This window comes from Bacillus sp. CR71, assembly GCF_003429245.1.
GTDB classification, from domain to species: Bacteria; Bacillota; Bacilli; order Bacillales; family Bacillaceae_G; genus Bacillus_A; species Bacillus_A thuringiensis_S.
In genome coordinates, this window is record NZ_CP031748.1 from 1724940 (window position 1) to 1749828 (window position 24889).

The following is a 24889-nucleotide window of genomic DNA, read 5'->3' on the forward strand; positions in this document are numbered from 1 at the left end:
AAATCAAATGTTATTTAAATTACTTCTTTGTACCTTTACTTTTGTATGGTTTGGCAGCTGCCTTTTTCTTTGCACTTGATTGCCAACGGTTCCATCCTTTACTTCCTGTACCTTGTCCTACACCTTTTTTCGGTTTTGCTTTCGTTTTACTCATATGATCACTCCGTTATATAAAAATCTTATTTGATAATAGTCAATGATTTAGAAAATACTCTTTATAAATGACTATGATTACTTTAAGTAAAAATAAACTGCTTGAATGCTATAGTATATCATGAAATTGCAAGTAAACTGAAAGGAATTATAAAGAAAATGAAAATAATAAGAAATACTGCGGATTCTATATTCCGAACGATCACATTAATTGTTGTGTATACGTTAGTTTCGATCAGTGAAACATTTTTTGGATTGACGAGGCAGAAAAAGTAAAGATGTTAAATTAACAACAATCAATAAAGCCGTAAAATAAAGAATTGAAAAACATTTTAAAACTTTTTGTTGACTTTCTTTATTTTTTGTATAGAATAATCATTAATAAAATGTTTCAGAGATGTGACAACAAAACGACTATGAAAGGACGAGTAGTAGTAGGACGTAGTTTAAGCGAGTCAGGGGTGGTGTGAGCCTGATACGAAGCCTATTATGAAGAACCTCCTGGAGTTGCTAACCGAAATCCTTTATAGGAAAGTAGACTTAGCCGGGAACTTCGCCGTTACAAGAAGAACAGTATCGAGATATTTTATCTCCGTACTGTATAAGTGAGCAACCTCTGTTGCTAATTTGGGTGGTACCGCGGAACCAAAGCCTTTCGTCCCAGTTTTTTGGGAAAGAAGGGCTTTTTTTGTTGGCTTCTTTTCACAACATCCAAACATTTTAGGAGGAAACCACCATGTATCAATCATTAATGACAGTAAGAGAGACTCAAATCGCAATTAAGGAAGTTAAAACATTTTTCGAGGACCAATTAGCAAAACGCCTTGAACTATTCCGCGTATCTGCACCATTATTCGTAACGAAAAAATCAGGATTAAACGATCACCTAAACGGTGTAGAACGCCCAATTGAATTTGATATGTTACATTCAGGAGAAGAATTAGAAATTGTTCATTCACTAGCGAAATGGAAACGATTTGCATTACATGAATACGGATACGAAGCTGGTGAAGGTTTATATACAAACATGAACGCGATTCGTCGTGATGAAGAACTTGATGCAACGCATTCCATTTACGTTGACCAATGGGATTGGGAAAAAATCGTTCAAAAAGAATGGCGTACTGTCGATTACTTACAAAAAACAGTACAAACAATTTATGGAATATTCAAAGATTTAGAAGATCACTTATTTGAAAAATATCCGTTCCTTGGAAAGTATTTACCAGAAGAGATTGTTTTCATTACTTCTCAAGAACTAGAAGATAAATATCCAGAATTAACACCGAAAGATCGTGAACATGCAATTGCGAAAGAACACGGTGCAGTCTTTATTATTGGAATTGGTGATGCACTTCGTTCAGGTGAAAAGCACGACGGACGCGCAGCTGATTATGACGATTGGAAATTAAACGGTGATATTTTATTCTGGCACCCAGTACTACAATCTTCATTTGAATTATCATCAATGGGAATTCGTGTTGATAGTAAATCACTTGATGAGCAGTTAACGAAAACTGGTGAAGACTTCAAACGTGAGTATGATTTCCATAAAGGTATATTAGAAGACGTACTACCATTAACAATCGGCGGTGGCATTGGACAATCAAGAATGTGCATGTACTTCTTACGTAAAGCACATATCGGTGAAGTTCAATCTTCTGTATGGCCTGACGATTTACGTGCAGCTTGTAAAAAAGAAAACATTCATCTGTTTTAATAGAAGTGAGGGAATAGCTTAAATATAGAGCTATTCCCTCTTTTTTACAAAACGTCACTTGCTTACTTATTACCGAGTTCTTCCGCCAAACCGATTAAAATTCCTTCGACTCCACGAATGTAGCAGAGACGATACGAGTTCTCGTACTGAACTACTTCGCCAACGAGCTCTGCACCATGCTTAGTGAGTCTCGATACCATTTCGTCAATATCTTCAACGGTGAACATGACGCGTAGATAACCGAGGGCGTTTACAGGAGCTGTTCGGTGATCTGCTATAGTAGGAGGGGTGAGAAATCGCGAAAGTTCAATTCGGCTGTGGCCATCTGGAGTGGCCATCATAGCGATCTCTACGCACTGAGAACCGAGTCCAGTTACGCGACCAGCCCATTCGCCTTCGACATTGGCTCGACCTTCGAGATTCAAGCCAATCTCCTCAAAGAAAGAGATTGCGTTATCAAGGGATTCTACAACGATGCTGACATTGTCCATTCGTAGTAATTTGTTTTTTGCCATAGTCTTATCTCCTTATGTATAAAAGTCTATTATTTAATTATCCTCATAATTATACTACTAAGTAGTTACAAATTCCTTTCAGTTAAAAATACCTTGTCACAGTATAGGAAAATGTGACAAGGTGTTTTTTAATATGTCATATAGCATCGTGTTAACGAACAGCTTTTTATTTAATAGGAATGTAATACATTAATATGATTTTTTTAGTATTACTAAATAGATGAGATTAGCTCATTTGCACGAAAGGCTCAATTTTCGCCATAAATGATTGATGCAGCGCCTCAACGCCTGTTACTAAATGAAGGCGGTCAATAACGACAGACACTTTAATTTCTGATGTACTTACCATTTTAATATGAATATCTTCTTCTTTTAAAGTAGTGAACATATTTGCAGCGACACCTGGGTTAGATACCATGCCAGATCCTACGATTGATACTTTTGCTAAGTGATTTTCATGTTCTACAGATTCATAGTGAAGAGTTTCTTGATTTTGTTCCAAAACTTCTAAAGTTTCTCTTAAATCATTCGAATGAATGGAGAAGGAGAGGTGTACAGTTCCTTCATTTGTAATACTTTGAATTATGATATCTACATTAATGTGTGCTGCTGCTAATGTAGAGAAAACTGTTGAAAGCGAGCCTTGTTCTAATCCTTTAATTGTGACACGTGTAATGTTATCCTCAAATGCAATACCTTTAACGATTGATTGTTGTTCCATGTTACATTCTCCTTTTACAATTGTTCCGTTTTCTTGTTCCATACTTGAGCGAACTTCTAAAACTACGTTATGATTTTTAGCAAACTCAACAGCGCGCGGGTGTAATACGCCGGCACCGAGATTAGCAAGCTCTAACATTTCGTCATAAGAAATTTCGTCTAATTTGTAAGCATCTTTTACAACTCGTGGGTCCGTCGTATATACGCCTGTCACGTCCGTATAAATATCACATTTTTTTGCTTTAAGTGCAGCGGCTAGTGCGACAGCAGTCGTATCAGAACCACCACGGCCAAGCGTTGTAATTTCATTTTCTACACTTATACCTTGGAAACCAGCTACGATAACAATCGTGCCTTCAGCAAGATAAGATTGAATACGATTTGTATGAATGTCAGTAATCCGTGCACTACTATGTACAGATTCTGTCGTAATACCTGCTTGCCACCCTGTTAATGAAATTGCATGATAGCCTTTTGCTTGCAGTGCCATTGTTAATAATGAAATAGTTACTTGTTCTCCTGTAGATAGAAGCATATCCATTTCACGTTTACTTGGATTTTCTGTGATAGCGTTAGCGAGTGCGACAAGTTCATCTGTGCTTTTTCCCATTGCTGAAACGACAGAGACAATGCTATGACCTCGTTCATATTCTTCAATAATTAAATTTGCTACATGTTGAATGCGTTCGACGCTTCCGACAGAAGTGCCACCAAATTTTTGAACAATTGTTTCCATTACAAATTCCTTCTTTCGTCTATTTTTAAGAATAGATTAGGAAATATATAAATCCCAATACTCCTGTAGTTACCAGAAAGACAAACAAAAAACACCATCTCAAATAAGTGAGGATGGTGCTGTTACAGGAAAAGGGAAACAGAAAACGGAGCTAATAAAAAAACCGCCAAAAAAGGAATATCATAAAAAAATGATATCTCTTTTTTGTAGATAGCTCTTCATACGTACACGTCTGTACATATGACAGTTCTGTTTCTATTCGAAAACAGCCCCAATTGACAAATGCAGAGAAATTTATCAATTTCGGCAATACTTCCTTTCATCTAAGTTCATAGACATCTCTGTGTCTCCATTAGAATACTCATAAGTATCGCAACCTCTATCTCACGTTTTAGGCGAGAGTGTTTGATTTATGAAGTTATTGGTAACATTTGTTTTATAATAATTTAAATTTTTCGGGGAATCAAGTGTTTTACATATATTTTAAAAATTCTTTCTTTTTCCAGAAAAGTTTGTGAAAAATGTAGCAAAATAAATTCATTGCATGTACATTAAACTTATAGTGCATAGGAGGTGGGAGAATGAAAAGGAAACAGCCTATTTATGTTGCGACAAAAATGAACACGACGATGGAAAAATTATGGAGATATACGCAAGAACCAGATATACATACAGAGTGGGATGCTCGCTTTACTGAAATTTCGTATTTAGGGAAAAAAGAAGGAGAACCACAGAAGTTTTTGTATAAAACAAAGATTGGATTTGGGCTTGAAATAGCTGGAGAAGGGGAATCAATAGGTGAAATAAGAAAAGAAACTGGTGAAAGAATTTCCTCTTTAAAATTTTGGACGGATAATACATTATCTCTTATTCAAATAGGACGTGGTTATTGGAAGTATACGCCGAATAAAGAATACATCCATTTTGAGACACAATATGATTATGATACAAGATTTGGTCGTATAGGAAATGTAATAGATTCCTATATTTTTCGTCCGTTATTAGGTTGGGCGACCGCTTGGAGTTTTGATGCCTTAAAATTATGGTTAGAAAAGGGGCTTCATCCTAGGTTACTAATTAGAAGAACAATGACGTATTGGCTCGTATGCTTTTTATTTGCTTTTGTATGGATATATCAAGGGATAGTGCCGAAACTACTGTTTACTCATTCAGAAGAAGTAAAGATGCTTTCTGTATTAATTGGTTCAAATGAAAGTAGTGTATATATACTTAAAATAATTGGGGTGTTAGAAATAATTTTCGGTGTCGTATGGCTGTTGCCACTAACAAAACGAAAATTATTTATACTGCATATTATTGTATTACTAGTTTTAACGTTAGCGGCAGGATTTACGAATATCGCAAGCTTTACAGGGCCGTTTAATCCGATTACATTAAATGTTCTTCTAATGGGGTTATCAATTGTCGGTTATATAAATAGTTTCGATTTACCAAGCGCGAAAAATTGCAAGAGGGCGAGAAAGGGATAAGTGTATGGCTAATATGTATGAACGATTATTAGGGGATACCTATAAAAATCTTCATCCTGAATTGCAGAAGCGTTATGCCATTACAGAAGAGAATAGTTTTACAGGGGAAGGAAAGATGGATGAAATTTACGGTGGCTCTTTTTTCGTGAAATTTATATTGAAAATTGCATCGAAGTTTCGAATGTTTTTCTCGGAACGAGGAGAGGAAATTCCATTTACGATACAAAACATAGCTGAGCGAGATGAATATGGACAAGAATTAGTAAGGTGGAACCGTACTTTTTATTTTCATAATAAGAAAAGATATTTTAACGCAGTTATGCAATTGGATGAAAACGAAAATGAAATTGTAGATTATTTTGGCGAACCACATTTACTCGTTTCTACACTACATTTTCATATCGATGAGTTAGGGGCAATGCATATTGCTTCAAAGAAACAATGGTTTTATATGTTTGGAAGAAAAATTCCGTTGCCAAAATTCTTGTATGGTGAAGCAAAAATTGTTGAAAGTTATGATGCAACACTACAGTGTTTTCGAATTCATGTACAAGTACGAAACCCGTTAATTGGCTCGCTTTTTTCATATAAGGGAACATTTGTGGAAAGGAAATAAACGATATGAAAAATATAATATTTGGGCTTGCTGGTTATGTTGTTTTTCTATTATGTGAGCGGTCGAATATAAATCCTGTTGAAGCAATTATATTATTATCTGTTTTATTATTTATACCAATGTCACTTTGTATTATTGATAAAAGAAAAAGAGATGGATCGTATTTATTATTTTATAAATTCGTATCGTTTTTATATCCAATTGCAGCAATTTGTGCAATGCTAGCTTTCGTCACAAATCACTATGTATTTGCGCTAGTTTGGTTTGTATATACAGGAATTGTTGCGTTATTTGGTGTAAGTAGATTGCTAGAAAGAGGATGGAAGCCGTTAGAAGAGACCGCCATAGATAGTGCGTTTATTTATTTGTTTTTAGGTGGTTTTTGGTTTTTTGCTTCAGTAGCAAAACTTTCAATTATGCAGTTTAGCTCTGACATTGTTTTACTCACAGCTGCACATTTTCATTATTCGGCGTTTCTATTGCCATTATCAGCTGGTTTAATAGGGAGAAAAAGAGAAAAGAGAAGTAAAGTATATGATGTTATTATGTTTATCATCATGATTTCACCTATGACAGTCGCAATAGGAATTACATACTCGAGAATATTTGAATTTTTTGCAGTGTTTCTATATTTATGTGCGATTTATGGGTATGGATTTTACGTTTGGAGAGCAAAATTTAATGCTATCAGTGCAAAGATTCTACTAATCGTTTCGTCTAGTACACTCATGGTTACAATTATGTTCTCACTTATATACTCATACGGGAATTTGAAGCATGTAATGACGATTACAATTGCTCAAATGGTTTGGATTCATGGTGTTGTCAATGGAATTGGAGTAGCGTTACCGGCATTTGTCGGCTGGATGATCGAAAAGAGTGTTCCGAATTATAAATACTATGGGAAACCAATGAGTAAATTAAGAGGAAGTGTGGCAATTGGTGAGGCTTTTTTATATAGCGGCAATTTAGTAGGCAGTAAGGAATACAACGGTTTAGTTGATCAAATAACTGATTTTCATAGTGAGTCATTTGACGTGACGAAGGTACCTTTAAGTATTATTCGTTTTTATGAAAATACAACAGAGTATGAGTTGCAATCAAATATTAAATGGGCTCGTTGGTTCCGCCCATTTGCATTTTGTTATGAGAAAATGAGTAAGCGTGTGGGACAAATACATTTAGGGATGGGCGGCAATTGGGAAACGATGCATGGCTCTATCATTAATGTAATAGATGAGAAAGATGGAAGAGAGAATGTAAGGGCTTGGCTAAGGAAAAATGAAGCAGGTGAATCTATTTTTGTAGCTCTTTATTCAAAGCATACAAATAAGAATGAGACATATATGAATATCGCCTTACCTTTACCTTATTCGAATATGACTGGTATTTTGAAAATATATAATGATAGTCATGATTTAATCATTACTAGTAAGTTAAGAGAAAATGGTCAGGGAGATGAGGGTATTTATTTACATACTCAGTTCTTAACAATCCGTTTACCGTTAGCAGAGACTTTCGTCATTACAGAGGATAAGGATAAAATGTTAACAGCTCATCATAGCATGTGGATATTTGGACTTAAATTTTTACATATTCATTATAAGATTGAAAAAATTACTTAGAAGTAAGAAAGGCTTGGACAGGTTTCCAAGCTTTTTTATGTATGGGTAATTGTCATAGAAATTTGTTTATTTAGCTCATTATCCCAAACACGTTGAATTTCAAAAGTGCCTGTTTCAAAAAATAATGGGAATCTCTCTTTAAACCAATCTTGCATAGGAAGATGTAGTGCTGTATCGATTGGTATCCATAATAATTCGCCCTCAGGAGGGTTTAAAAGAAGTTCACCTTCAAATGAGTCTGTCCAGTAGTTAAATACCATGTACCGAACATTACCTTTCGGATTTACATATTCATCTAATCCTTTAAAAGTTAAATTCGAAACAAGTAATCCAGTTTCCTCTTTTACTTCTCTTATAGCGGCTTGAACGATACTTTCGGGGAAATCTACTTTGCCGCCAGGAGCGATGTAGCCAGGGAAACCTCGATGGTTGGGGCGTTTTATGAGTAAAACTTCATTGTTACGTTGGATCATACACATTGTATAGATCTGGTGTTCGATGTTATGTGAATTTAGAGGCATAATGATGTATTCTCCTTTATATTTTTTTGATAATTTTACCATAACATAATTGTTTCTTATATAATTATAAATTGAATATTATAAATTTTAAGTTATAAATTATAAATTCTATAGTCATTCGAAAAGAGGGAAGAGACATGCAAGGAGAAATACAAAAGGAGAAAAGTTTAGGTTATGTTGGTAAATTATTATTACCGGTTAAAGTATCACCACACTTTAAATTTTTATGGATTGGACAATTACTCTCGGCCTTAGGTAGTTCGATAACTATGGTCATACTCCCAGTTGTTGTGTATTCATTAATTGGCTCAACAGTTGTGATGGGAATGACAATGGCAATGTACATGCTACCTAATATTCTCGCTTTACCGTTTGCAGGTTTAATTGTAGACCGAATTGATCGGGTTAAATTAATGTTATTTACGGATATACTCCGCTGTATATTAATGCTATTACTTGCATCGCTTATATTTATGGATTTATTAACAATTACAGTTTTATACATTCTCGTTGCCTTATACGGACTTATGGAAGGGATATTCCAACCAGCATATTCTGCTGTAAGGGCGAAAGTATTCGTTCCTGAAATTCGTAATGCAGCTAACGCACTCACTCAAATGAGTAATCAAGGTATACGATTAATTGGACCAGCACTTGGTGGGTTAATCGTATCGGTTGCGTCTGCAGGGATAGGTTTCGGACTAGATGCAGTAACGTACTTATTATCATTTTTATGTTTATTATTTTTAAAAGAAATTAAGTTTGAAAAAGTAAAACCCATTGAAAAGAGTAAGCTTAATTACAAACAAGAGTTTATGGAAGGTGTATTAGTTTTAAAAAGTCATCCGTGGCTGTGGATTACAATTTTAGTTTTTTCTTTTATAAATATTTGTTATGCCGGCATTATCGTCGTATTAATTCCGTGGTTATTTAATGTTCATCATCATTTTGAAGCTTACGTGTATGGACTTGGCATGGCCTTTTCTGGTGGTGGGGCTGTAATTGCTGCATTAATATTTGGTGGGAAAGAGCGGTGGCATAAGAGAGGATTACTGGCTTATGGAGGTGTTTTAATGAGTGGTATTGCTTTATTAATTATGCCATTCATTTCTTGGGCACCCGCTTTAATATTCTTAATGGCAATTGAAGGATTTGGCATGATGATATTTGGACTCATTTGGGAAACGAGTTTACAGGAACTTGTACCAGAAGAAGCATTCGGAAGAGTGGCAAGTCTTGATATGTTGGGTTCTTTTGCTTTATTGCCATTAGGGTATGTAGTTGTAGGCTGGTTAGCTACTGTCATAGGTGGCGAGATAACTATTATAACACTAGCTAGTTTAGTAATTTTAACAATTGGAATAGCATTGTCTGTACCGAGTATTCGTCGATTTAATTGATTATATGGGAAAAGAGGGCTAGACCTATATAGAAAATAACCTAGCATATAATCAACCAGTATTAATAAAACAACTTTGTAATGAAAAGCCTTCCATACATATTTGGCGCAAAAAATTAGTATCGAAGCAACAAAATTAGAAATCACAAAAGAAGTGACGGAAGCGATACAAGCAGGTTTCAAAAAAGAAGAATAAGCCCTAAAGAAATTAGGACTTATTCTTCACTAAATACAAATGTTTGTTTCATTTTTTTACTTTCATTTACCGGATGGCCGTTATAAGAGAAATTCTTTTCTTCCCAAGTGATCACAACTTTAAAATTATGACTATTAAAGTCTAATGGGAATACCATGTACTCAAAGCTTGTATGACTTTTAGAAATATTTTCATTAGGTGTAGTAGGTTTAAAGGTAGCCTTAGAGGTAGGATTGTTATCAAGTATTTCCACAGATACGTTTGATACATCATGACCGATGTTTTTTACGAGTAAACTATACGTATCAAATACACCTTGCTTTGGCTGGATTGCTTGCTTGTTTGAGTTATGAGATTTATCAATTTCGACATACCATTGTTTAGACTTTGACGCAATCGGTAGTGACTGAAATGTGTAAGCACTAGCTTGCATTGGTAGTGCTAAACATATAAGCGTAAAGAGAGTTAATATTTTTCGTTTCATTTTTTGAGAGCTCCCATTCTTTAATGGATTTACTTGTTATTATCTTCTTTTTACGAGTAAATATACCATATAATGTAAAGTGAGTATTGTGAGTAGTGAATCAATATCTTATTCACTACTCTTATAGCTGGCATAATTACGTATGTAGTAAGAAAGAATAAATTTGTTTTTTCTATACTTAGATTACTGCCCTTTTTAAAAGGGCTATTTTTACGTTTTAAAAAAAGAATATACTAAGAGTTCCGTATAAATTATTTATTTTAATGTAGTTAAATGTGCTTGTAGATGTGAAATTAGAGAAGGAAGCTGTGTAGAGATGTTCCTACACAGCTTTTTAGGATATGAAAAAATTACCAAAAATATGTTAAAATAACATTGTCATACAACAAGGGGGATTTGTTTTATGGAAAATGGACATCTTGCTAAAGTAGATTTAACGAAAAAAATTGAATCAAAATCTAAGTACAACAAGAAACTCGAAAAATATCAAAGGCGCTTATTAGCATTACAACAAATTTTGAAAGAAGAAAAAATCGCGGTTATGCTTGTTATGGAAGGATGGGATGCGGCTGGTAAAGGTGGGGCAATTAAGCGGGTGACGGAACATCTTGACCCACGTGGGTTCCAAGTAGATCCAATTGGAGCGCCTGCACCTCATGAAAAACGTTACCATTATTTGCAACGTTTCTGGCGCAAAATTCCACAGTACGGGCAAATTACCATTTTTGATCGCTCATGGTACGGTCGTGTGTTAGTTGAGCGTGTTGAAGGTTTTGCTACAAAGGAAGAGTGGATGAGAGCATATGATGAGATTAATGATTTTGAAAAACTACTAACAGATGACCATTACATAATAGGGAAGTTCTTCTACCATATAAGTAAAGAGGAACAGTTAAAGAGATTTAACGATAGAGAGAAAAATCCTTTGAAAAGATGGAAAATTACAGATGAAGATTGGCGTAATCGTGAAAAATGGGATGAGTATGTTGAAGCGATGGAAGACATGTTTGAAAGAACAAGTAAGCCAAATGCGAAGTGGCATATTATTGAAAGTAACGATAAATTGTATGCCCGTGTGAAAACGTTAAAAATCATTATTTCATTCATAGAGGATTATTTCTTAGAACATGGTATAGAATTGCCTTCTTATTATTATGAAATGAAAGAGGATATTGAAGTTTTGCAAGATGTAGGTGTGAAGGAGTAAATAAGAAAATGGCCCTGTGAATTGGTAAAACCAAATTATGGGGCTTTTTTATTTAGAAACATTTTACAATTAACAGAATAAGGTATATAATCAATAATCATATTAACATTGTTAATATGATTATTGATTATATAATATGTGGGGGTTTTACTTTGAAGGGAAGAGATGTTGTTTTAGGTTTATTAATGGGAAAAGAAATGTCTGGTTACGATATTAAAATTGTTTTTGAAGACGTATTTACCCACTTTTTTGATGGAAGTTTTGGAATGATTTATCCAACGTTACGACAATTGGAGAATGAGGGGAAAATAAAAAAAGAGGTTGTCATGCAAGAGGGGAAACCGAATAAGAAAATGTACTTTATTACAGATGAAGGACGTGAAGAGTTTTATCAATATATGCAGACGCCTGTAGAGAAGGATGTTTTACGTTCGGATTTTTTAATGAGAATGTATTTTGGCAACTATAGTGATGATGTGACGATAAAAAAATGGATTAAAGATGAAATTGAAAGAAAAGAAGCGTACATTGCAGATCTTCGATTGAAATATGAAAAGTGGAGAGTAGGTATTACTTTCGTCGAAGAAATTTCACTAGATGTAGGTATTGCATCGTATAGTGCACAAGTAGAGACTTTGAAGAAAAAATTAGAAGAGTTAGAGGCGGAAGAAAACAATAAAACAGAAGAATGAAAAACGCGTTCACAATAAATAAAGGGGTATATAAAGATGGAACAATCAAAGGGTATTAAGATTGTCTTTTTAATGTGTCTAGGTATCTTTCTTTGTATGATTGATACGACAATTATGAATATAGCTTTACCAGCAATACAATCGAGTGTAAATACTTCATTAGAAAAGATGTCTTGGGTATTAAATGTTTATACAATGACGATTGCAGTACTTGCCATTCCGTTAGGGCGGATAGCTGATATCTTTGGAAAAGCAAAGATGTATGTTCTTGGTCTGGTGATTTTTGGTGGTGGATCGGTACTTTGCGCTTTTGCTAATACAGGTGATTTTCTTATTTTTTCTCGTTTTATACAAAGCATTGGGGCAGCGATTTTATTTCCAACAAGTATGGTAATTGGTGTATCAGCTATGCCATTAGCTAAGAGGCATGTTGCGCTTGCGATTTTAGGAGTAACACAAGGATTGTCAGCTGCTATGGGACCAGTGATAGGTGGAATTATTACACAAAATTTCGGTTGGAGATGGGTGTTCTTCGTAAATGTTCCAATTTGTATTCTTGGAATCATTTTATGCTGCATTATGCTGCAAATAAAAAATGAAGAACGTATTATCTCAAAAATAGATTGGGTAGGACTACTATTAAGTAGTACAGCAATTTTTTCATTTACTCTCATATTAGTAAAAGGTAATACATGGGGATGGCAAAGTAATATTGCTTTGTCTTGTTATGCAATTAGCACTATTTCTCTTATTCTATTTGTTTTAGTAGAACGAAAGATTCATAATCCAATGGTGAATTTAAAGTTATTTCAAGATCGAATGTTTGTCGGAGCGTCGATCGTTGTTATATTAAGTAATTTATTTTTAATTGGAGTTACTGTATTGCTTCCAACGTTCTTGACGAAACTACAAGGTCGAACGGAAATTGAAGCAGCTTTTTTAGTGACACCTATTTCAGCAATGATATTTTTTGTCTCACCAGTTGCAGCAACTTTAATTAAAAAACTCGGAAAAGTAACTATTATTTTGTCAGGATTTCTTGTTATGGGGCTTTCCTACTATTGGTTGCAAATGATTGATGTTCATTCAACAAATATAGAAATTATTATTCCGTGTATGATATTAGGTGTTGGATATGGTTTAGTAGTGGGGCCAATTACAGTTTTAAGTGCGTCTTCGTTTGAAGGAGAACTGTTAACTGCTTCTCAAAGTGTTGTATCAATGTTACGACAAGTTGGAATTGTATTGGCGGTTGCAATATTTGTCTCTAACTTAACTCACAATTTAACTGTCAATAAAGAAAAAGTATATCGTTATGCAGAAGAAAAGGTGCGTAATATTCATGTGAATAGTGCTGAGCAAACTGAAATTTTACAAATGACTAAAGAGAAAATAGAGAATCAAAGTTTAGAGTCGAATATAAATAAGAAACAAAATGCAATGACAATAGGATTAAGTAAAGAGAAAAAGGAAGAATTGATTCGCGACAAGACGGATGAAATATTAAGAGAAGTTCCAGTAGAATATAGAGATGTAAAAAGAGAAGAAGTTATGAGGCAAGTGACAAAAGAAGTTGAAAAACAAGAGGAAAGTATAAAGAAAGAGGTACTCACATTTTCAAATGATGTGAATCATTATGCCAAGAATCAGATGGCTATGAGTTTTACAGATTTATATAAAGCAAGTGTGCCAATTATTTTAATTTGTGCTTTCGTAAGTTTGTTGTTTTGGGAAGGGAAAGCTTTGAGTAAAAAGAGAAGGGGAAGATTAGTAGAAGAAGCGTAAAGAAAAACAGGCTATAGCAGCCTGTTTTTTTCATTGTTTCCTCCTTGCATATTGTGAATAGTAGTATTTTTAATATAGCATGGGATAAGTCGAGTATGATTAGAAAGTTTTTTAGAATGAAAGGGATGAATGGAAAATGCCATTGAATATGTAACGTTATACATAGTACATTAACAAGAGGGCTTAATTTTAAAAGGAGGATGGGGAATTGCTAGATAAGGCAGGGGCTTTAATAGATAATCATGTGTACACAGAAGAAGAGCAACAAAAACTATACAAACGAACGTTAATAATCGTCAGCATTTCACAAATGTTTGGCGGTGCAGGACTAGCTGCTGGTATTACAGTGGGAGCACTTCTTGCGCAGCAAATGCTTGGAACAGATGCATTTGCAGGATTACCAACTGCTATGTTTACATTAGGATCGGCATTAGCAGCTTTCATAGTAGGGAAGCTTTCGCAACGATATGGACGCCGGATAGGTCTTGCAACAGGGTTCATAGTAGGTGGATTTGGAGCAATTGGTGTTGTAATGGCAGCTTTAACAAATAGTATTATTCTTTTACTTATTTCTTTACTCATATATGGTGCCGGTACAGCCACGAATCTACAAGCTCGTTATGCAGGTACAGATTTAGCAGATAAGAAGCAGAGAGCAACGGCTGTTAGTATTACGATGGTAATGACGACTTTCGGTGCAGTTGCAGGACCAAATTTAGTAGGGGTAATGGGAAGTTTTGCTCATTCAATTGGAGTTCCTAAACTTGCAGGTCCGTTCATACTATCGGCAGCAGCATTTATACTGGCGGGTCTAGTTCTTTTTGTTATGCTTCGTCCAGATCCGTTAATTATTGCTAACATAATAGAAAGATATAAACAGGAACATACATATAAAGGGCAACCAGTAACAGAAGAAGCGAAAGAAAATAAACGAGGTATTACAGTTGGAGCAATCGTAATGATACTTACGCAAATAGTGATGGTTGCGATTATGACGATGACGCCAGTTCATATGGGACACCACGGTCACGGTTTAAGTGCAGTAGGACTTGTGATAGGTTTTCATGTAGGTGCAATGTATCTTCCATCTCTCGTTACAGGAATGTTAATTGATAAAATTGGCCGAACTACAATGAGTATAGCTGGTGGAGTGATTTTACTTGCAGCGGGTGTCATAGCTGCGATAGCGCCAAGTGATTCTTTATTATTATTAATCGTTGCTCTTTCTTTACTTGGGCTAGGATGGAACCTCGGATTGATAAGTGGTACAGCACAAATCGTTGATTCCACAACACCGTCTACACGTGCTAAAACACAAGGGAAAATAGATGTTTTTATTGCGCTAGCTGGAGCTTCTGGTGGAGCGATGTCAGGTATGGTAGTAGCGAATTCAAGTTATGCGGTATTGTCATTGGCTGGAGGCGTGTTAGCGTTATTACTTATTCCTGTTGTGATATGGTCTCGAAAAGGGGCAAGAAATTAAATGAAAAAGAGGTTCTAGTTACTGACTAGAGCCTCTTTTTATACACTTAAATTAAATTCCACTCTACAATAAGCCCTAAATGTGTAAGACCACCACCGAATCCGTATAGTAAAAGTGTGTCTCCATTATTTAACTTCCCTTCTTTTATAGCTAAATCTAGAGCGAGTGGAATGGTGACTGAAGAGGTATTCCCCATATATTCCACGCTCGTTAATGTTTTTTGTATTGGAATTTGAGATTTTTCGCAAATAGATTCGATCATTCGTAAGTTAGCGCTGTGGGGTATGAACCAGTCTATATCATCTACTGGCATATTTGCGGTATGTATTAAATCTTTTATGCCTTTTGGCACTGTACGTGTTGCCCATTTATATACTTCTCTTCCATTTTGAACGATTTTTTCATTTGTTTGCAGTGGTGTGCCATTCATAGTAGTAGATAAGTTTGTTCTATATAGATGAATGCCGCCATCACCGTTTGTTCCCATGTGAGCAGCGATAAAGCTTGGGGTGTCTTCATCTCTTTCTAATAAAATAGCTCCAGCACCATCACCGAATAAAATACAGGTCGTTCTATCGGTATAATCAGTAACTTTAGATAATGTCTCTGTCGCTACGACAAGTACTTTTTCATGTGATCCAGAAGTGATTAAGCTATTACCGACGTGTAGTCCATATGTAAAACCAGCACAAGTTGCATTTAAATCAAAAGCTAGTGTATGAGGTATGTTGAAGTATTGTTGTATTTGGCAAGCAACGCTAGGGAAAACGTAATCAGCAGTAGTAGTAGCGACAATGATACAGTCGACATCTTCTAAGTTTTTCTTATATGTTGTACATAAATTTTTAATTGCTTTAATGGCTAAGTTTGAGGAATATTCTTCTTCGCTAGCGATTCTTCTTTCCTTCATTCCTGTTCTTTGTACAATCCATTCATCATTCGTATGGACCATCTTTTCTAAATCGTTATTAGACAATATTTGATTTGGAACATAAGTACCAATTGCAGTAATACGAGATTTAGAATGCATAGGAACATCTCCTAATTTTTATTTTTATAACCTGATACTAATATTAGGTTATAAAAATGTCAATATAGATTTTTGATGTATTGAACGACTTAACTTACTATGAAGGAATTTAGCGAGTGTTGTAAAAATAATATACGAGAAGTTTCTAAAATTGATAATTGCTTTTGTTATTTTTATTGTGAGAAAAATTCGCAAAAAATGACGATTAAAGTAAAAATATAACGATTTTCTTTAGTGTGATATAGGTTGTTAAACCTTGTGAAAGCGAATTACTTATGCTACACTTTATGTAACTTAAAATGAACGGAGGGGCTTCCTTTGATCTTAATCAGATTACGTCTCAATACTTTGTGCCAATAATTGAATAGCGCTCAAAGGCTCTGTCTGTGTACAGAGTGAACGGGATTGGTCTGCCTATTTTAAAGGAACCCTTTATTAAGCTTATATGTGAAAAAGAGGGAGGGACGAATACGCCCTCTTTTTGTTTTGCCTTTATAAATAGAATGGGATTGTATAGGTGAACACTTATTGTGGATACGTATACGATTTTGGGACTTTTTTTACTATGAGATAGGATGAAAGCACAGCTTTCTTCTATTTCTTTGATGAACCCTTATCCGTTTACGAAAACACAGGCAGCGACCTGTGTTTTTTATTTTACGTAATCGAAATGGAGGAATAAATATATGGAAGAAGTATTACAAAGAGCAGTTTTAGTTGGAGTAAATGTAGGTAATGAAGATGATTTTGCATATTCGATGGAAGAGTTAACAAATCTTGCGGAAGCTTGTGATGTAGAGGTAATTGGGCAAGTAACGCAAAATTTACAACGAGTAAATCCATCGCATTATATCGGAAAAGGAAAGATTGAAGAAGTAGCAGCGTATGTACAAGAAATAGATGCGAATATGGTCATCTTTAATGATGAATTATCTCCTTCACAAATTCGAAATTTAGAAGAGGATTTAGATTGTAAGGTAATTGATCGTACCATTTTAATTTTAGATATTTTTGCGCAACGTGCGAAAACGAAAGAAGCACAGCTACAAGTAGAAGTAGCCCATCTTCAGTATATGATGCCTCGTTTAATCGGTCTTCGTGAATCGTTAGGAAGACAGAGCGGCGGCGTTGGTACGAAAAATAAAGGTGTCGGTGAGAAGAAGTTAGAGTTAGACCGTCGTAAAATTGAAGAACAAATTTCAGTGTTAAATAAAGATTTAGAAGCGCTCGTTGCCCAGCGTCAAACGCAGCGAAAGCAACGTAAGAAAAATGAAATACCTGTTGTAGCATTAGTAGGTTATACGAATGCAGGAAAGTCAACGACGATGAATGCAATGCTTGAAATTTATAATGGTACAGAAGAAAAACAAGTATTTGAAAAAGATATGTTATTCGCGACGTTAGAAACATCTGTACGAAATATTGATTTGCCAGATAATAAATCATTCTTATTAACAGATACAGTTGGATTTGTAAGTAAATTACCACATCATCTTGTGAAGGCGTTCCGTTCAACGTTAGAAGAAGTAGCGGAAGCAGACCTACTTATTCACGTCGTAGATTACGCAAATTCAAATTATGAACAATTAATTGATATTACAAATGAAACGTTAAAGAAAATTGGAGTAGAAAATATTCCAACGATCTATGCTTATAATAAATCAGATATGGTAGATGTTGAAATTCCGAAAGTGCAAGAAGATCGCGTTTATTTATCAGCGAAGAAACATGTTGGAATTGAAGAACTTGTAGAAATGATTCGCTCACACATCTATAAAGAGTATACGAAGTGTGAAATGTTAATTCCATATGATCAAGGACAGGTAGTTTCGTATTTCAATAATCATGCACACGTTTTATCTACGAGTTACGAAAACGAAGGTACCAAATTAGAAATAGAATGTAAGACGAGTGATTACGAGAAGTATAAGCATTTTGCAATTTAATGTAAGAGGCAACCCAGTATGTGATTGGGTTGTCTTTTTTTGTACTGTTTTACCGCTGAAAGTTACAAGGATGCAAGCCAATGACGGGAGTTAAGTTATATTTCTGGAAAAAGAAATGAAAGCAGTATAGAATAGAAATGTTTCAAAAGTCAGAATTTATTACACCTACTGTAATAAATATATATTTTGTACAGAAAGGGGAGATTCACATATGCAGGCAGTTTCACACAAAAAAACTGTAGAAACACCGACAATATATCGAATTTTATTTGCGATTAGCTTTGGGCATTTTTTAAATGATTCGATGCAAGCAGTTGTGCCGGCGTTGTTTCCTATTTTGGAAAAAACGATGAATTTATCCTATATGCAAGTAGGGTGGATTGCGTTTGCTTTAAATATGACGTCATCGATTATGCAACCGGTGTTTGGTATGTATTCAGATAAGAAGCCATCACCATTTTTATTACCACTCGGTATGTTTTCAAGCATGCTTGGAATGATTGGACTCGCGTTTGCACCAAACTTTATTATTGTTATTATTTCTGTTTTATTTATTGGTTTAGGTTCCGCAGTTTTTCATCCAGAAGGCGCTCGTGTTGCGTATATGGCGGCAGGTGCAAAACGAGGGTTAGCGCAAGCGATTTATCAAGTTGGGGGAAACACGGGGAATTCCTTAGCTCCTATTTTTACAGCGCTAATTTTCGTTCCACTCGGTCAAATTGGTTCATTAGGTTTTACAGCATTTGCAGCAGTAGGAATTGTATTATTAATTTTCGTATCGAATTGGTACAAAAATGAATTAGCAACCGGCGCTGTAAGAAGGAAGAAGAGGGCTGCGCTTGAGGCGGAAAATGCAATTGTAAGTACACACATTAAATTCGTTATTATACTTCTTGTTTTTCTTACTTTTGTACGTTCTTGGTACGGTGCTGGTATCGGGAATTTCTATCAATTTTACTTAATAGAGCATTATGGTTTATCTATAAAAAATGCCCAGTATTTCGTATTCGCATTTATGATTGCTGGTGTGTTAGGAACTTTCTTCGGAGGACCGTTAGCAGATCGATTTGGTAAGAAAAATATCATCGTATTTTCAATGTTAGGTTCAGCGCCACTTGCACTGTTATTACCACATGTCTCACTTGTGTGGGTCGTACCGTTATTTTTATGTATCGGTTTTATTAGTTCAAGTAGTTTTAGTGTAATTGTTGTATATGCACAAGAGCTTGTACCTGGAAAAGTGGGAATGGTGTCAGGATTAATCGTAGGTCTTGCGTTTGGACTTGGAGCATTAGGTGCAGTAGTTCTTGGGAAATTAGCAGATATATATAGCCTGCAATTTATTATGCTATTATGTAGTTGTCTACCATTAATTGGACTCACTTCATGGTTACTGCCAAGTGATAAGAAAACGATAGAATAGGGGATGCGCTATGAAATTATGTGAAAACGTAACAGAATTAATAGGCGATACACCTGTCGTCCGATTATCTAAATTTATTCCGGAAGACGCAGCAGATGTGTATGTGAAACTAGAAATGTTTAATCCATCGCGCAGTGTGAAAGACCGTGCTGCTTATAATTTACTTCACGTTGCAGAAGAAAATGGTCTCATCAAACCAGGAGATACAATCATTGAACCGACAAGCGGGAATACAGGGATTGGTTTAGCGATGAATGCAGCAGCTAAAGGGTATAAAGCGATTTTAATTATGCCAGACAATATGTCAAAAGAGCGTATTAATTTATTAAAAGCATACGGGGCAGAAGTAGTTTTAACACCAGCAGAACAAAGAATGCCAGGAGCAATTGCGAAGGCGTTAGAATTGCAAAAGCAAATACCGAATAGTTTTATTCCGCAACAATTTGAAAACCCAGCTAATCCGAATATTCACCGCTATACGACTGCGCTTGAAATTTATGAACAAATGGATGGAGAGCTTGACGCCTTTGTTGCAACGGCAGGAACAGGCGGAACGATTACAGGGACTGGTGAAACGTTAAAAGAGAAATTACCAAACTTATATATTGCAGTAGTGGAACCGAAAGGATCTCCCGTTTTATCAGGTGGTGTACCAGGTCCTCATAAACTAGTAGGAACAAGCCCAGGGTTCATCCCGAAAAACTTAAATATAGAAGTGTATAACGAAATTATTCAAATTGCAGACGAAGAGGCTTTAACGACAATGAGAAACTTAGCTAGACAAGAGGGATTATTAGTTGGGCCGTCTTCTGGAGCATCTGTTTACGCTGCAATCATGATAGCGAAACGTCTAGGCGCTGGTAAAAAAGTTTTATGTATTGCGCCTGATACAGGGGAACGTTATTTGAGTATGGGGTTATTTGAATAAAAAGGATAGAAACACCTTAATAGTGAATAGCTGCTATTAAGGTGTTTGTTTTATGGAATGAAGAAGGGGGAGAAGAACAATGAAACTATTAAAACCAATCCATGAATATAGTGAGCATATTACGGCGTATAGACAGGCATTTTTACAATCAGGGGAACAACCACATGGAAGTAGTTCTTTACAAAACTTTGATTCTCTTGATGAATGGTTTGAAAAAGTGAGTAAACAAGAACTAGGAGAAAATATACTAGCTAATCGAGTGCCATCTAGCCAGTTTTTAAGTTTTGAAAAAAGGGAACTTATAGGTTTTGTGAATATTAGACATAGATTAAATCCAGAATTATTACGGGAAAGCGGTCATATTGGATATAGTGTCCATCCAAATAAGCGTCGCCACGGTTACGCTACGAAACAACTACAACTTGCATTAGCTGAAGCACAAAAATTAGGATTACAGAAAGTGTTAATAACTTGCGATAAATCCAATATCGGTTCTGCTAAAACGATTCAAAAGGTTGGCGGTGTGTTAGAAAATGAAGTAGTTTCTTCTCGTACTGGTGAAGTTATTCAGCGCTATTGGATAGAAATATGATGTAGTAGGAATTTGAAAAGGTAATGCAAGCTGTAAAATCGAAATAGATAAATGAAAAGTAAGGGGATTACTGCAATTTTAGGAGGAAATGAATTGGGATTAAAAGAGAAAGCAATAGAGATGGCAGAGATTTATAGGAAAAATCCGAAAGTGGAAGCTATTATTTTAGCGGGTTCAGTAGCTAGAAAACTTGAAGATGAACATTCAGATATAGAATTACATATTTTATGGTCAACACCGCCGGAAGATGAGGATCGTAGGGCCCCTATTTATCATATTGATGGGAAAATATTATCATATCATCCGTATGAGGAAGAAGAATGGTCGGAAACGTATTTAACGAAAGAGGGAATTAAATTAGAGATTAGTAACTTTTTAACAGAGACAGTAGAGAAAGTGATTTCGGATGTGGTGGATCAATATGATATAAGTTATGAAAAACAATGTATTGTATCATCTGTTCATGATGGTGTTAGTTTGTATGGAGAAGGGAAAGTGAATGAATTAAAAGATAGAGTAGCGGCATATCCAGATGAACTAGCAAAACGGATGATTTCAGAAAATCTATGGTTAAGTAATCGTTGGCACAATCGAAAGGCGCTTTTAAAACGGAAAGATTGGCTTATGCTTTATGACGTTATTTGTGAAGTACAAAGGAATGTATTTGGTGTTTTATTTGGTTTGAATAAAATGTACGTACATCATCCAGCGTTTAAATGGATGCCTAATAATGTGGAACGAATGACTATTAAACCTGAAAAATTATATAAACGTATGGCAGATACATTAATAGGGAGTCCAGAAAATAGTGTGCAGGAGTTAGAGTTGCTAATAGAAGAAGTATTGCAACAAGTTCATACATACGCGCCAGGAGTAAATGTGGATGAGCAAGAAAAATCTATTTTTTATTTTGTGAAATAGAAAATAGTAATAAGGGGGAAGTTATGGGTTTTTTTAATAGGTTTTTTAAAAAAGTTGAAAAAGTAAATGAGCAAGAGGCCACTCTTCATGAATTAAGTGAAGAATTGTATGTTGAATCACCGGTAGAGGAAGCGACTAGTTACTGGGTATCAATGGCACAAAATATAATTATTAATGCTGTAAAGGCAGCTGACAATGATGTGGAACGTGCCTTCGTATTATTGAATTTGAAGAAAGGTGAGGCTTCATTTGATATTTTTTATCAAATAAATGGGCAATTGTATTTCTGGGATCAGCTAGAAAATGAGAAGATAAAAAATAGAATTCAGAACGAGTTGTTACCGCAAGCTCCAGAAGTTTCAAATGCAGTAAATGAGCAATTTCGTGAAGCTGATCACCCTATAATTTCGTTCGCACAATTGCAGTTTGAATGGGAAACGAAAGCCTGGTTCTCACATATAATTTGGGAAGATAACCTTGCTGCTCAATTGCCAAAAACTCAAATTCTAAATGAATGGTTTCGTGTAATTAAAGAAGAAACGAAAAATAGACCACTGGATAGTGATGCGAAATTTTCTTGGTATCCATCAAACTCTTAAAAAATGAATACAGAGAGACAGGTTATGTTTCTAGATGATTTGTATTATTGAAAAAGTATCAATAATACGTAATTCTTTTTCTATTGCCTGTTAGAATTCGTTATGTACTAATCCACTTGTTTTCTAAACTAAAACTTATATTTCGAATTTTTAAATAGATTGTAATACATAAAAATTCAAAATATAAGTTGACACTATTTTTAATGTGTGATAAAAATGATAGTAATCAATTCGGAAAATAATATTTGGGCAATGAAAGGGTATAGTAGTGAATATCTCCCTATTTCAGAGAGCTGATGGTTGGTGTGAATCAGTATATAGATTATTCATGAAGTTCGTCCTGGAGCATCTTTCATAAATCTCGCATTATGAGGAAATGAAAGACGGTAGTTTATACCGTTATCAAATAAAGTGGTGAAGATTGTTTCACAACTAGGGTGGTACCGCGATATTTATCGTCCCTACGTATTTACGTAGGGACGTTTTTTATTTAGGTCCTAACTTTGGTGTGGCTTCATAACTAGGGTGGTACCGCGATATTTTATCGTCCCTACGTTTTTGCGTAGGGGCGTTTTTATTTAGGTGGTTTCTTAGTGTTCTTCACAACTAGGGTGGTACCGCGATATTTTTGTCGTCCCTACGTATTTACGTAGGGACGTTTTTTTATTAGGGAGGAAGTGAACGTATTAGAAAAGAGTATTGATAGAACAATATAAATACCGAATTGTAACAAAGAAAAAGAGGTAGAGAGGAGATTAACAAATGAATTCACAGCAATGGACATCGAAATTAGGTTTCGTATTAGCTGCAGCAGGTTCGGCAATTGGTCTTGGGGCGATTTGGAAATTCCCATATATGGCCGGCATTGGAGGAGGCGGAGCGTTCTTCCTAATTTTCATCGGTTTCACATTATTAATTGGTTTACCGCTATTATTAGCTGAATTTGTTATTGGAAGAAGTACACAAAAAGAGGCTGTCGATGCATATAGAGAGATTGCTCCTAAAACGTTATGGCCTTGGTTAGGTAAATTAGGAATTGTAACATGTTTCATATTACTTTCTTTCTACAGTGTTGTAGGAGGCTGGATTTTATTATATTTATGGAATGCAATTACAGGTAGACTATGGGAAGGAAATGGAGCATACGAAGCTACGTTTGGTGAAATCATTTCCAATCCATATTTAGCAGTTGGATCACAGCTATTATTCATCCTTATTACTATTTTCATCGTAAGTAAAGGTGTACAAAATGGTGTTGAAAAAGTAAATAAATATTTCATGCCAGCACTATTCGTTTTATTCTTTGTATTAATCGTTCGTGCACTTACATTAGATGGTGCTGGAGAAGGCGTTCGTTTCTTCTTACAACCTGATTTCTCACATGTAACATCAGAAGTTATATTATACGCAATGGGGCAATCGTTTTTCTCATTATCTGTCGGGGTAGCCGTTATGGTAACGTATAGCTCATACTTACCGAAAGAAGAAAGCTTACCACGTTCAGCATTTTCTATCGTAGCCTTAACTCTTGTTATTACATTACTTGCAGGACTTGCAATTTTCCCAGTTGTGTTCGCATTTGGAATGGAACCATCTCAAGGGCCGGGACTATTATTTATCGTGTTGCCAGCTATTTTCAGTAAAATGGCATTCGGAAAATTATTCTTCATCGTTTTCTTATTACTATTCTTCTTCGCTACGATTACATCAGCAATTTCGATGTTAGAAATTAGTGTTGCATCGTTAACATCAAAAGGTAAAGGGAAACGTGAAAAAATGGCCTTAATCGTAGGGTTATTAATCTTCGTTGTTGGGGTACCATCAGCATTATCATTCGGTATATTAAGTGATCTGAAGATTTTCGGAAAGACAGTCTTTGATTTAGCGGACTATGCAGTAAGTAACGTTTTAATGCCACTTGGTGTATTATTAGTTTCTATCTTTGTTCCTTTAAAAATGAAGAAAGATGTATTAATGAAAGAGCTAGGTGTAAGTAAAAATAAAGGTTATAAACTATTCGTATTATGGTTATTCTTACTTCGCTTTATCGCACCAATTGCGATTATTATCGTATTCTTAAATGTACTTGGCATTATATAAAAAGAAAG

22 protein-coding genes, 1 riboswitch and 2 other annotated features are annotated in these 24889 nt (G+C 35.2%); of the genes, 16 read left to right on the forward strand and 6 right to left on the reverse strand.

The genetic code is table 11. The features are described 5' to 3' along the window. Window positions 1–19: 19 nt before the first annotated feature. Entirely contained in the window at window positions 20–154 is a 135-nt protein-coding gene (locus DOS87_RS08980; protein WP_000047588.1) for a DUF3934 domain-containing protein, read from the reverse strand. Window positions 155–560: 406 nt separating this feature from the next. Beyond that, window positions 561–819, forward strand: a binding site (T-box leader). A 70-nt stretch (window positions 820–889) separates the two neighbouring features. Between DOS87_RS08980 and asnA the strand changes: the two genes are divergently transcribed. Further along, on the forward strand, window positions 890–1873 hold the full coding sequence (asnA, locus tag DOS87_RS08985; protein ID WP_000284912.1) for an aspartate--ammonia ligase: 984 nt from the start codon (window positions 890–892) through the stop codon (window positions 1871–1873). 62 nt (window positions 1874–1935) lie between these two features. Here asnA and DOS87_RS08990 read toward each other — a convergent pair whose 3' ends face one another. Together DOS87_RS08990 and DOS87_RS08995 are read right to left on the reverse strand one after the other, a co-directional pair. Further along, entirely contained in the window at window positions 1936–2388 is a 453-nt protein-coding gene (locus tag DOS87_RS08990) for a VOC family protein (RefSeq protein WP_001107256.1), read from the reverse strand. A 226-nt stretch (window positions 2389–2614) separates the two neighbouring features. Next, window positions 2615–3844 (reverse strand): aspartate kinase, encoded by a 1230-nt coding sequence (locus tag DOS87_RS08995; protein WP_000448041.1) that lies wholly within the window; start codon window positions 3842–3844, stop codon window positions 2615–2617. A 203-nt stretch (window positions 3845–4047) separates the two neighbouring features. Then, window positions 4048–4234: riboswitch (Lysine riboswitch) on the reverse strand. A gap of 191 nt (window positions 4235–4425) precedes the next feature. Here DOS87_RS08995 and DOS87_RS09000 point away from each other — a divergent pair. Genes DOS87_RS09000 through DOS87_RS09010 form a run of 3 tightly spaced genes read left to right on the forward strand, consistent with a single transcriptional unit; the run spans window position 4426 to window position 7575 of the window. Continuing rightward, entirely contained in the window at window positions 4426–5334 is a 909-nt protein-coding gene (locus DOS87_RS09000; protein ID WP_000823953.1) for a DoxX-like family protein, read from the forward strand. Window positions 5335–5338: 4 nt separating this feature from the next. Continuing rightward, complete coding sequence (locus DOS87_RS09005; RefSeq protein ID WP_000002648.1) at window positions 5339–5950, forward strand: DUF4166 domain-containing protein; 612 nt, start codon at window positions 5339–5341, stop codon at window positions 5948–5950. Window positions 5951–5955: 5 nt separating this feature from the next. After that, window positions 5956–7575 (forward strand): YndJ family protein, encoded by a 1620-nt coding sequence (locus DOS87_RS09010; protein ID WP_000789396.1) that lies wholly within the window; start codon window positions 5956–5958, stop codon window positions 7573–7575. Window positions 7576–7610: 35 nt separating this feature from the next. Here the strand turns inward: DOS87_RS09010 and DOS87_RS09015 are convergent, their stop codons facing one another. Further along, window positions 7611–8096 carry an 8-oxo-dGTP diphosphatase gene (locus DOS87_RS09015; protein WP_001130579.1) on the reverse strand — a complete coding sequence of 162 codons (486 nt, stop codon included), beginning with the start codon at window positions 8094–8096 and terminating at the stop codon, window positions 7611–7613. Window positions 8097–8233: 137 nt separating this feature from the next. Between DOS87_RS09015 and DOS87_RS09020 the strand changes: the two genes are divergently transcribed. Beyond that, entirely contained in the window at window positions 8234–9496 is a 1263-nt protein-coding gene (locus DOS87_RS09020) for an MFS transporter (protein ID WP_001161167.1), read from the forward strand. 214 nt (window positions 9497–9710) lie between these two features. Here DOS87_RS09020 and DOS87_RS09025 read toward each other — a convergent pair whose 3' ends face one another. Beyond that, the gene (locus DOS87_RS09025; RefSeq protein ID WP_098578040.1) at window positions 9711–10175 is read right to left on the reverse strand and encodes a hypothetical protein; all 465 of its coding nucleotides are present in this window, start codon (window positions 10173–10175) and stop codon (window positions 9711–9713) included. Between the two features lie 403 nt (window positions 10176–10578). On the opposite strand from DOS87_RS09025, the gene DOS87_RS09030 reads away from it, so the two are divergent. The 4 genes from DOS87_RS09030 (at window position 10579) to DOS87_RS09045 (ending at window position 15342) form a co-directional block, all read left to right on the forward strand. Then, window positions 10579–11382, forward strand: coding sequence for a polyphosphate kinase 2 family protein (locus DOS87_RS09030; protein WP_000427314.1), 804 nt, complete (start codon window positions 10579–10581; stop codon window positions 11380–11382). Between the two features lie 152 nt (window positions 11383–11534). Further along, window positions 11535–12074: a PadR family transcriptional regulator gene (locus DOS87_RS09035; RefSeq protein ID WP_000678344.1), complete on the forward strand. Its 540-nt coding sequence runs from the start codon at window positions 11535–11537 to the stop codon at window positions 12072–12074. A 36-nt stretch (window positions 12075–12110) separates the two neighbouring features. Next, entirely contained in the window at window positions 12111–13859 is a 1749-nt protein-coding gene (locus DOS87_RS09040) for an MFS transporter (protein WP_000438123.1), read from the forward strand. Window positions 13860–14067: 208 nt separating this feature from the next. After that, window positions 14068–15342 carry an MFS transporter gene (locus tag DOS87_RS09045; protein WP_000884518.1) on the forward strand — a complete coding sequence of 425 codons (1275 nt, stop codon included), beginning with the start codon at window positions 14068–14070 and terminating at the stop codon, window positions 15340–15342. A gap of 46 nt (window positions 15343–15388) precedes the next feature. Here the strand turns inward: DOS87_RS09045 and DOS87_RS09050 are convergent, their stop codons facing one another. Then, window positions 15389–16372, reverse strand: coding sequence for a ketoacyl-ACP synthase III (locus DOS87_RS09050; RefSeq protein ID WP_000555769.1), 984 nt, complete (start codon window positions 16370–16372; stop codon window positions 15389–15391). 686 nt (window positions 16373–17058) lie between these two features. Here DOS87_RS09050 and hflX point away from each other — a divergent pair. The 7 genes from hflX to DOS87_RS09085 all read left to right on the forward strand — a co-directional run bounded on the left by hflX (window position 17059) and on the right by DOS87_RS09085 (window position 24881). Beyond that, window positions 17059–18318 carry a GTPase HflX gene (gene hflX / locus DOS87_RS09055; RefSeq protein ID WP_000393288.1) on the forward strand — a complete coding sequence of 420 codons (1260 nt, stop codon included), beginning with the start codon at window positions 17059–17061 and terminating at the stop codon, window positions 18316–18318. Between the two features lie 211 nt (window positions 18319–18529). Then, window positions 18530–19741: an MFS transporter gene (locus DOS87_RS09060; RefSeq protein WP_001149399.1), complete on the forward strand. Its 1212-nt coding sequence runs from the start codon at window positions 18530–18532 to the stop codon at window positions 19739–19741. A gap of 10 nt (window positions 19742–19751) precedes the next feature. Further along, window positions 19752–20669, forward strand: coding sequence for a cysteine synthase A (gene cysK / locus DOS87_RS09065; protein ID WP_000762269.1), 918 nt, complete (start codon window positions 19752–19754; stop codon window positions 20667–20669). 79 nt (window positions 20670–20748) lie between these two features. Beyond that, a complete protein-coding gene (locus DOS87_RS09070; protein WP_000771276.1) occupies window positions 20749–21261 on the forward strand; it encodes a GNAT family N-acetyltransferase in 513 nt (170 codons plus the stop codon). 93 nt (window positions 21262–21354) lie between these two features. Continuing rightward, window positions 21355–22182, forward strand: coding sequence for a DUF4037 domain-containing protein (locus tag DOS87_RS09075; protein ID WP_000523164.1), 828 nt, complete (start codon window positions 21355–21357; stop codon window positions 22180–22182). Between the two features lie 23 nt (window positions 22183–22205). Further along, window positions 22206–22781, forward strand: coding sequence for a hypothetical protein (locus DOS87_RS09080; RefSeq protein ID WP_000505537.1), 576 nt, complete (start codon window positions 22206–22208; stop codon window positions 22779–22781). A gap of 243 nt (window positions 22782–23024) precedes the next feature. Then, window positions 23025–23247, forward strand: a binding site (T-box leader). A 296-nt stretch (window positions 23248–23543) separates the two neighbouring features. Next, entirely contained in the window at window positions 23544–24881 is a 1338-nt protein-coding gene (locus DOS87_RS09085; protein WP_001088185.1) for a sodium-dependent transporter, read from the forward strand. Window positions 24882–24889 lie beyond the last annotated feature (8 nt).

What these genes read in the sequence shown, in the direction of transcription:
- DOS87_RS08995 (WP_000448041.1), bottom strand. Translation starts at nt 3,844, where the DNA reads ATGGAAACAATTGTTCAAAAATTTGGTGGCACTTCTGTCGGAAGCGTC.
- DOS87_RS09060 (WP_001149399.1), top strand. Translation starts at nt 18,530, where the DNA reads ATGCAGGCAGTTTCACACAAAAAAACTGTAGAAACACCGACAATATAT.
- asnA (WP_000284912.1), top strand. Translation starts at nt 890, where the DNA reads ATGTATCAATCATTAATGACAGTAAGAGAGACTCAAATCGCAATTAAG.
- DOS87_RS09040 (WP_000438123.1), top strand. Translation starts at nt 12,111, where the DNA reads ATGGAACAATCAAAGGGTATTAAGATTGTCTTTTTAATGTGTCTAGGT.
- cysK (WP_000762269.1), top strand. Translation starts at nt 19,752, where the DNA reads ATGAAATTATGTGAAAACGTAACAGAATTAATAGGCGATACACCTGTC.
- DOS87_RS09025 (WP_098578040.1), bottom strand. Translation starts at nt 10,175, where the DNA reads ATGAAACGAAAAATATTAACTCTCTTTACGCTTATATGTTTAGCACTA.
- DOS87_RS09020 (WP_001161167.1), top strand. Translation starts at nt 8,234, where the DNA reads ATGCAAGGAGAAATACAAAAGGAGAAAAGTTTAGGTTATGTTGGTAAA.
- DOS87_RS08980 (WP_000047588.1), bottom strand. Translation starts at nt 154, where the DNA reads ATGAGTAAAACGAAAGCAAAACCGAAAAAAGGTGTAGGACAAGGTACA.
- DOS87_RS09030 (WP_000427314.1), top strand. Translation starts at nt 10,579, where the DNA reads ATGGAAAATGGACATCTTGCTAAAGTAGATTTAACGAAAAAAATTGAA.
- DOS87_RS09010 (WP_000789396.1), top strand. Translation starts at nt 5,956, where the DNA reads ATGAAAAATATAATATTTGGGCTTGCTGGTTATGTTGTTTTTCTATTA.
- DOS87_RS09005 (WP_000002648.1), top strand. Translation starts at nt 5,339, where the DNA reads ATGGCTAATATGTATGAACGATTATTAGGGGATACCTATAAAAATCTT.
- DOS87_RS09000 (WP_000823953.1), top strand. Translation starts at nt 4,426, where the DNA reads ATGAAAAGGAAACAGCCTATTTATGTTGCGACAAAAATGAACACGACG.
- DOS87_RS09070 (WP_000771276.1), top strand. Translation starts at nt 20,749, where the DNA reads ATGAAACTATTAAAACCAATCCATGAATATAGTGAGCATATTACGGCG.
- DOS87_RS09080 (WP_000505537.1), top strand. Translation starts at nt 22,206, where the DNA reads ATGGGTTTTTTTAATAGGTTTTTTAAAAAAGTTGAAAAAGTAAATGAG.
- DOS87_RS09015 (WP_001130579.1), bottom strand. Translation starts at nt 8,096, where the DNA reads ATGCCTCTAAATTCACATAACATCGAACACCAGATCTATACAATGTGT.
- hflX (WP_000393288.1), top strand. Translation starts at nt 17,059, where the DNA reads ATGGAAGAAGTATTACAAAGAGCAGTTTTAGTTGGAGTAAATGTAGGT.
- DOS87_RS08990 (WP_001107256.1), bottom strand. Translation starts at nt 2,388, where the DNA reads ATGGCAAAAAACAAATTACTACGAATGGACAATGTCAGCATCGTTGTA.
- DOS87_RS09050 (WP_000555769.1), bottom strand. Translation starts at nt 16,372, where the DNA reads ATGCATTCTAAATCTCGTATTACTGCAATTGGTACTTATGTTCCAAAT.
- DOS87_RS09085 (WP_001088185.1), top strand. Translation starts at nt 23,544, where the DNA reads ATGAATTCACAGCAATGGACATCGAAATTAGGTTTCGTATTAGCTGCA.